This is a genomic window from Bacillus sp. MBGLi79, assembly GCF_002953915.1.
In genome coordinates, this window is record NZ_CP026521.1 from 1,385,877 (window position 1) to 1,392,206 (window position 6,330).

Genomic DNA, 6,330 nt, shown 5'->3' on the forward strand with positions numbered 1-6,330 from the left:
CGAATACGAAGTCATGCGTGACAGAAACAATACATGCATTACCGTCTGCAATATGGAAAACATCGATCCGGTCGGCGTCCATACGGGGGATTCGATCGTTGTCGCCCCGTCGCAGACATTAACGGATGCGGATTATCAAATGCTTCGTTCTGCCAGCTTAAAGATCATTTCCGCGCTCGATGTCGTCGGCGGCTGCAACATTCAATTCGCCCTGGACCCGGAAAGCAAAAATTATTATGTCATCGAGGTGAATCCGAGAGTAAGCCGTTCATCGGCACTCGCCTCAAAAGCGACCGGCTATCCGATCGCAAAAATGGCGGCTAAACTGGCTGTCGGCTACACGCTTGCCGAGCTGAAAAATCCCCTCACAGATTCGACATACGCCAGCTTCGAGCCTGCTCTTGACTATGTCGTCGTCAAATTTCCGCGCTGGCCGTTCGACAAATTCAAACAAGCCGACCGTAAGCTCGGCACGAAAATGAAAGCGACGGGAGAAGTCATGGCGATTGACCGCAATCTTGAAGCGGCCCTGCAAAAAGCGGTCGCATCCCTTGAGCTGAAAACGTCAGGAACCCATTTGCCCGAACTTGGCGGCGCATCTTCAGAAGTGTTGTGGAAGCTGCTTGAGACTCCTGATGACCGCCGTTTCTTTGCGGTCATGGAGCTGCTGAGCAGGGGGGCTTCCATCAGCGAGATACACGAGAAAACGAAAATCGATAACTATTTCCTTCATGTGTTTTCTAATATCATTCAACTGGAAAACATGTTGATGGAACAGGGAGACGCGCTGTCCGTCAGCCTTTTGAAAAAGGTAAAAGAAAAGGGATTTACCGACTTTACGATCGCTTCCCTCACCGGAAAGACGGAAGAAGAAGTGCGCGCGTTCCGCAAGAAAATGGGCATTGCCGCATCCTTTAAAATCGTCGATACATGCGCAGCTGAATTTGATGCGAAGACAAACTATTTTTACTCGACGTATTTTGGGAAAAGCGACGGAGACATCTCTCAAAAAACGAAAAAGCGCGTCCTGATCATCGGTTCCGGCCCGATACGGATCGGCCAGGGAGTCGAGTTTGACTACAGCGCCGTGCACGGCGTCATGACGCTGAAAAACCTCGGGTTTGAAACGATCATGCTGAACAACAACCCGGAAACCGTCAGCACGGATTATGAAATGGCAGACCGCCTGTACTTTGAACCGATTACACCCGAGCATATTCTCAATGTCGCTGAAGCGGAAGATATCGATTTTGCGATTGTTCAATTCGGCGGCCAATCCGCCATCAATGTGGCTGAAGCGATTGAAAAAGCGGGCATCACCCTGCTTGGGACATCATCGGAAACCCTTGACATACTTGAAGACCGTGATCAATTTTATCAGCTTCTTGACGAGCTCGGCATTTCTCATGCTAAAGGAGAAACGGCTTCATCAAAAGCGGAAGCGGTGCAGAAAGCAAACGAAATCGGCTATCCTGTGCTGATCAGGCCGTCATATGTGATCGGCGGCATGGGCATGATGATCGTTCACTCCGAAGCAGAGCTCAGAGAGCTGCTGGGCGGAGCGTCGCAAATGCCTTACCCGATTCTGATCGATCAATACGTATCGGGAAAAGAGTTTGAAATCGACCTTGTCAGCGATGGCGACGATCTCTACATCCCGACTTATATCGAGCATATTGAAAAAGCGGGCGTGCATTCAGGTGACAGCTACGCGATTTTGCCGGGGCCTTCGGTCACTCCGGAGATGAAAAGCGCCGCGCGGGATGCTGCCGCAAAAATCGTCCGCAAGCTCGGATTTAAAGGTATTATGAACATTCAATTTATAGCGGACGCGGATGAACTGCTCATCCTTGAAGTCAATCCGAGGGCGAGCCGGACGGTTCCGGTTGTCAGCAAGGTGATGGGGGTTCCGATGATCCCGCTTGCGGCGCAGCTGTTGGCCGGTTCGTCACTCAAAGAGTTGAAGCCCGCCGCCAAAAACTCACGCGGCGTTGCCGTGAAGTTTCCGGTCTTTTCATCGCACGCTATCCAGGATGTCGATTTGAAGCTTGGACCGGAAATGAAATCGACCGGAGAAGGCATGTATGTCGGCTTCAATCCGGAAAGCGCCCTGAAGAAAATCTTTGCGGGAATCTGGCAAACGAAAGGCTGCATTTACATGGAAGGGGCCGGCGAGCTTCGTTCTCTCGCAGAACAGGCGGGTTTCACCGTACAGTCGGACGATTTTCCAGGCTGGATCAAACGGAAAGACAAAGCGCTGCACATCCATTTAGCCGAATCAAAAGAGGCGAGCAAGCAGCGAATGGAAGCCGTCACCCACGGTGTGGCGGTGATGACAGAGGAAGAGACGGTGCGGGCATTTTTGACGAGCGGGCATGGAACGACTAAAGCCGTGTCGCTTAAAGATTTATATAAAAAGGAAGTGGAGACATGTCTACTGTAAACATCGGGGCGACCCGGGAAATCAATCTGACGGGTAAGGATTTTTTAAGCCTGAAAGACTTTTCAAAAGAAGAGATCGTTTATTTGCTGAAAGAGGCAGCAGCGATGAAGCAAAATAAAATTCAAGACATCTTTAAAGGAAAAACATTGGCGATGATCTTTGAAAAGTCGTCGACGAGAACGCGCGTATCGTTTGAAGCCGGAATGGCGCAGCTCGGCGGAAACGCCCTGTTTTTAAGCAGTAAAGACATCCAGCTGGGCAGAGGGGAAACGATCGCAGATACCGCGAAAGTGCTTTCGGGTTATGTCGACGCGATTATGATCCGCACATTCGAACACGAAAAAGCCGAAGAGCTTGCCAAGCACGCCGAGATTCCCGTAATCAACGGATTGACCGATCTTTTCCATCCGTGTCAGGCGCTTAGTGACCTCTTGACGATTCAAGAGACGAAAGGAACATTAAAAGGGCTGAAAGCCGTTTATGTTGGAGACGGAAACAATGTCGCGCATTCGCTGTTAATCGGCTGTGCGAAAGTGGGATGCGACATTACGGTCGCTTCGCCTGAAGGGTATGAGCCGAATCAGGAAGTGGTAAGACTGGCCGAGGGATTCGCCGAAGAGTCCGGAGCGGCCGTCACAATCACAAATGACCCCGTGTCAGCCGTTCAACAAGCGGATGTCATCTATTCTGATGTGTTTACAAGCATGGGCCAAGAGAAAGAAGCCGAAGAACGGATGAATATCTTTGCTCCTTACCAGGTCAACAGAGCGCTTGTCTCCCATGCCAAACCGGATTACGTCTTTCTGCACTGCCTTCCTGCCCACAGGGAAGAAGAGGTCACCGCAGAGATCATCGACGGCCCGAATTCAGCGGTATTCCAGCAGGCTGAAAACCGCCTGCACGTCCAAAAAGCTTTATTAAAAGCATTGTTATCTTAAATAAAAAACAGCTGATCACAATTGATCAGCTGTTTTTTTAGGCGAATATCAAAACGGCGATGCCGATGACAAAGCAGTAAATCGAGAAATAAACCAAGTTTCCTTTCGCCATAATATTCATGAACCAGCGCAATGAAAAGTATGTAGCGATAATCGATGCAATGAACGCAAACAAATAAGGAAGGAAAAGCTCCCCTAAACGCGGATCATGAAAAATATCGGTAATGAGTAAAATGGTCCCGCCAAGACTGACCGGTATGTACAGTAAAAATGAAAACCTGAGCGCGGTTTCAGATTTGAGGCCGAGCGCCATCGCAGGGACGATCGTCGCTCCCGAACGGCTGATGCCGGGAACAAGTGCAACCATTTGCGACAAGCCGATGATCACGGCGTCTCTCAGTCTGATTTCGCCGTCGTTTTTGCGGCCGCGCAAATTGCGAATGAGAAACAATGCCAGACCCGTGATCAGCAAAGTAACCGCGGTGATCCGGACGCCGTCTTTAAAGAAAGCCGAAATCTCATCATCAAATAAAACACCGATGACACCGGCAGGAATCGTGGCGATGATCAGATAGATGATAAACCTGAAGTCCGCTTTTCCTTTTTCATTTTTTGATGTGACATAAGACAGTCCGTTTACCGCCAGCCTGAAAATATCGTTTTTATAAACGAGCAATACGGCAATTAAAGAACCGGCATTCATCAAAAGCTCAAAACTGAAGCCTTCAATGTTCAAGCCTAAAAAGTGCTGTGCCAGCACCAAGTGGCCGCTTGAAGAAACAGGAATCGGCTCTGTGAATCCCTGAAGCAACCCTAAAAGGATATACTTGATCAACATTAAAAAATCCATGATACTCCTCCGTTTCCCACAAATTGTGACGCCCTTTTAAAAGACGGAATGAACGGGCGGTTCGTTTTAATTTTCGGAACACTTTTCTCATTAAACTATACAAAGCAAACAGATGTAAAGATAAAATCGACATGTTTTTTGGGAGAGTGGGGCAATCTAATAATAAAAGGGAGTGAAGCAAATGGGACAGCAGCGTCAATTCCGGCCGGGCCAAAAAGCGCCCAATAATGGAGTGTATGTGGAGATCGGCGAAACGGGAAGCATGGTTCAGAACCCTCAACAAATCAAATTGAGCGCCGGCGAGTTCTTCCCTGAAACCTCCAACCATAACCGGCTCTGGACATATAAAAGAAAGCCTTAAAAAAACAGCCGTCGGACGGCTGTCTATCTAAAGCAAAAAACCCCGCTTTCAAAAGCCGGGGTTTTAATGTTGACTTGCATCCTGTTTAACAGGCATAATTTCTCCAAGAACAATAACGGCTGCGGTGATGATAAAGCCCATAATGACACTGGTTTGAAGGTCATACCCAGCACCGTTCATGGCGCCGACAATATAGCAGGCCATCTGCGTCAAAAGAAATGTCCAGAAAAAAGCGACCACAAATCGCACGTTTCCCACCTCGTCCTTCTCATTCAATTCTAAAACTTATCATACCATATACATAGCCAGCTGGAAAAGACATTTTAGTGAACAAGACAGGGCTTTCAACTCTGTTTTCAGAAATATCAGAAAGGGTATTTCATTAAAGTTTACTTTTCATCATGAAGACTGGGACTTTTCCTTATTCGTTTGCTGCACGTACGACATAAAATAATGAGCAGATTACGGCAGGAAGGAGGCAGGCAAGTGATGAAAATAACCGAACGTTTTTTTCAAATGGATTCAGAATGGAACGTGGTTCATCTTCCGTACAAGCCGAACGGTTTTCTGGTGTTCATTTTCGGCGACCGGAACCATTTTGTCGGGGAAGATTCGAGCTTCTGGCTTCAGCATTACGGAAGAAATCAGCTTCTAACGAGCCTGAGAAACAAAGGCTATACCCTGGTAAACAGCAATTTGTTCGGCAGGCACTGGGGCTCCGAAAAAGCGGTTGCATACGCCAAACAGCTGATTCATTACGTGTTCAAACAAGAGATTTTAAATGAAAAAATTCATTTATTGGCGGAAGGCACAGGGGCCCTCATTGCAGATGAGCTCCTTCGCTCGATCCCGAACCAAATACGTTCTGCAGCGATGGTTAATCCTTGCCTCGATCTTCAGGCTCATCATAAACGAGAAAAAGAAAACAAGTTTTTCTACAAACAGTTTATTAAAGAAATTGCCGAAAGCTACGGAATTACGGAGCGGAAGGCAGCCGATTATCCGTTCAAAAGCATATCCCCTTACCACAATCTCGTACCCGTTCATATTTGGCAAAGACTGAACGGCTCACCGTATCCGTATATGATCCATGCCAAAACGTTTGAGGAGCGCCAGCTTAAAGGCCGTCACAGCGTGGGGCTTACCTTGCACCTGTCCGAACATCCTCAGCGCATTCATTCAGCAATCGCGAACTTTTTCAAAACGCATGAAAAAGTCTTATAGAGAATAGAATAATAGCAGCCCGAAAATGATGAAAAGGGCTGTTTTTTGCTTGGTTAAAAAAGCTGAAACGAAAGGTGGTCCATCGAATGAAGCCGGCACTTGTATATGGAGCAGATGAGTTCTTCGGCCTTTCATTTTGTGAACATCTACTTGAAGAGGGTGTTGACATAGATGTAAAGCTGGAACAGACAAGCGACGAAAAAAAGCTGATGTACCTCGAAGAGCGGCTGATGTGGCTGGGAAGAAACGAGCATTTCCGTCTCATCGAAAAAGAGCTTGAAGCCCCGTACGAACAAGTCTTCATCCAATACACAGGCTCAGTGCCGGAAGAAGCGCTGGCTGCAGGCGTTGAAAACAAGCCTGTTATTCTGTTTGTCTACCAGGAACAATTCGAAGAGGATTTACGCGCCGGCATGGAGGAAAAGGGTGTTGAACTGATCGTGCTTCCGTATCTGTTCGGTCCGTGGGACGTCAGGGCAGAGGATAAACAAAACAGGGACGGAGCGCTTTTTGT

The 6,330-nt window shown here is 47.9% G+C and carries 7 protein-coding genes; 5 read left to right on the top strand and 2 right to left on the bottom strand.

Translation table 11 applies throughout. The features are described 5' to 3' along the window. Together C1T29_RS06950 and argF are read left to right on the top strand one after the other, a co-directional pair. On the top strand, nucleotides 1-2,443 hold a 2,443-nt coding region (locus C1T29_RS06950; RefSeq protein WP_208945640.1), incomplete at its 5' end, for a carbamoyl-phosphate synthase (glutamine-hydrolyzing) large subunit. Then, nucleotides 2,431-3,381 carry an ornithine carbamoyltransferase gene (argF, locus tag C1T29_RS06955; RefSeq protein ID WP_103749045.1) on the top strand — a complete coding sequence of 317 codons (951 nt, stop codon included), beginning with the start codon at nucleotides 2,431-2,433 and terminating at the stop codon, nucleotides 3,379-3,381. The genes C1T29_RS06950 and argF, both read left to right, overlap by 13 nt. Before the next feature lie 37 nt (nucleotides 3,382-3,418). On the opposite strand, the gene C1T29_RS06960 is transcribed toward argF, so the two are convergent. Then, a complete protein-coding gene (locus C1T29_RS06960; RefSeq protein ID WP_208945641.1) occupies nucleotides 3,419-4,231 on the bottom strand; it encodes an undecaprenyl-diphosphate phosphatase in 813 nt (270 codons plus the stop codon). Nucleotides 4,232-4,412: 181 nt separating this feature from the next. On the opposite strand from C1T29_RS06960, the gene C1T29_RS06965 reads away from it, so the two are divergent. Next, complete coding sequence (locus C1T29_RS06965; RefSeq protein WP_003180573.1) at nucleotides 4,413-4,592, top strand: YjzC family protein; 180 nt, start codon at nucleotides 4,413-4,415, stop codon at nucleotides 4,590-4,592. 63 nt (nucleotides 4,593-4,655) lie between these two features. On the opposite strand, the gene C1T29_RS06970 is transcribed toward C1T29_RS06965, so the two are convergent. Continuing rightward, nucleotides 4,656-4,850 carry a YjzD family protein gene (locus C1T29_RS06970; protein ID WP_009328851.1) on the bottom strand — a complete coding sequence of 65 codons (195 nt, stop codon included), beginning with the start codon at nucleotides 4,848-4,850 and terminating at the stop codon, nucleotides 4,656-4,658. Between the two features lie 231 nt (nucleotides 4,851-5,081). Between C1T29_RS06970 and C1T29_RS06975 the strand changes: the two genes are divergently transcribed. Both C1T29_RS06975 and C1T29_RS06980 read left to right on the top strand, forming a co-directional pair. Continuing rightward, nucleotides 5,082-5,816, top strand: coding sequence for a hypothetical protein (locus C1T29_RS06975; RefSeq protein ID WP_020450926.1), 735 nt, complete (start codon nucleotides 5,082-5,084; stop codon nucleotides 5,814-5,816). Between the two features lie 86 nt (nucleotides 5,817-5,902). After that, nucleotides 5,903-6,330, top strand: a 428-nt coding sequence (locus C1T29_RS06980; RefSeq protein WP_208945715.1) for a hypothetical protein, incomplete at its 3' end; no start/stop codon positions are given.

What these genes read in the sequence shown, in the direction of transcription:
- argF (WP_103749045.1), top strand. Translation starts at nt 2,431, where the DNA reads ATGTCTACTGTAAACATCGGGGCGACCCGGGAAATCAATCTGACGGGT.
- C1T29_RS06960 (WP_208945641.1), bottom strand. Translation starts at nt 4,231, where the DNA reads ATGGATTTTTTAATGTTGATCAAGTATATCCTTTTAGGGTTGCTTCAG.
- C1T29_RS06965 (WP_003180573.1), top strand. Translation starts at nt 4,413, where the DNA reads ATGGGACAGCAGCGTCAATTCCGGCCGGGCCAAAAAGCGCCCAATAAT.
- C1T29_RS06975 (WP_020450926.1), top strand. Translation starts at nt 5,082, where the DNA reads ATGAAAATAACCGAACGTTTTTTTCAAATGGATTCAGAATGGAACGTG.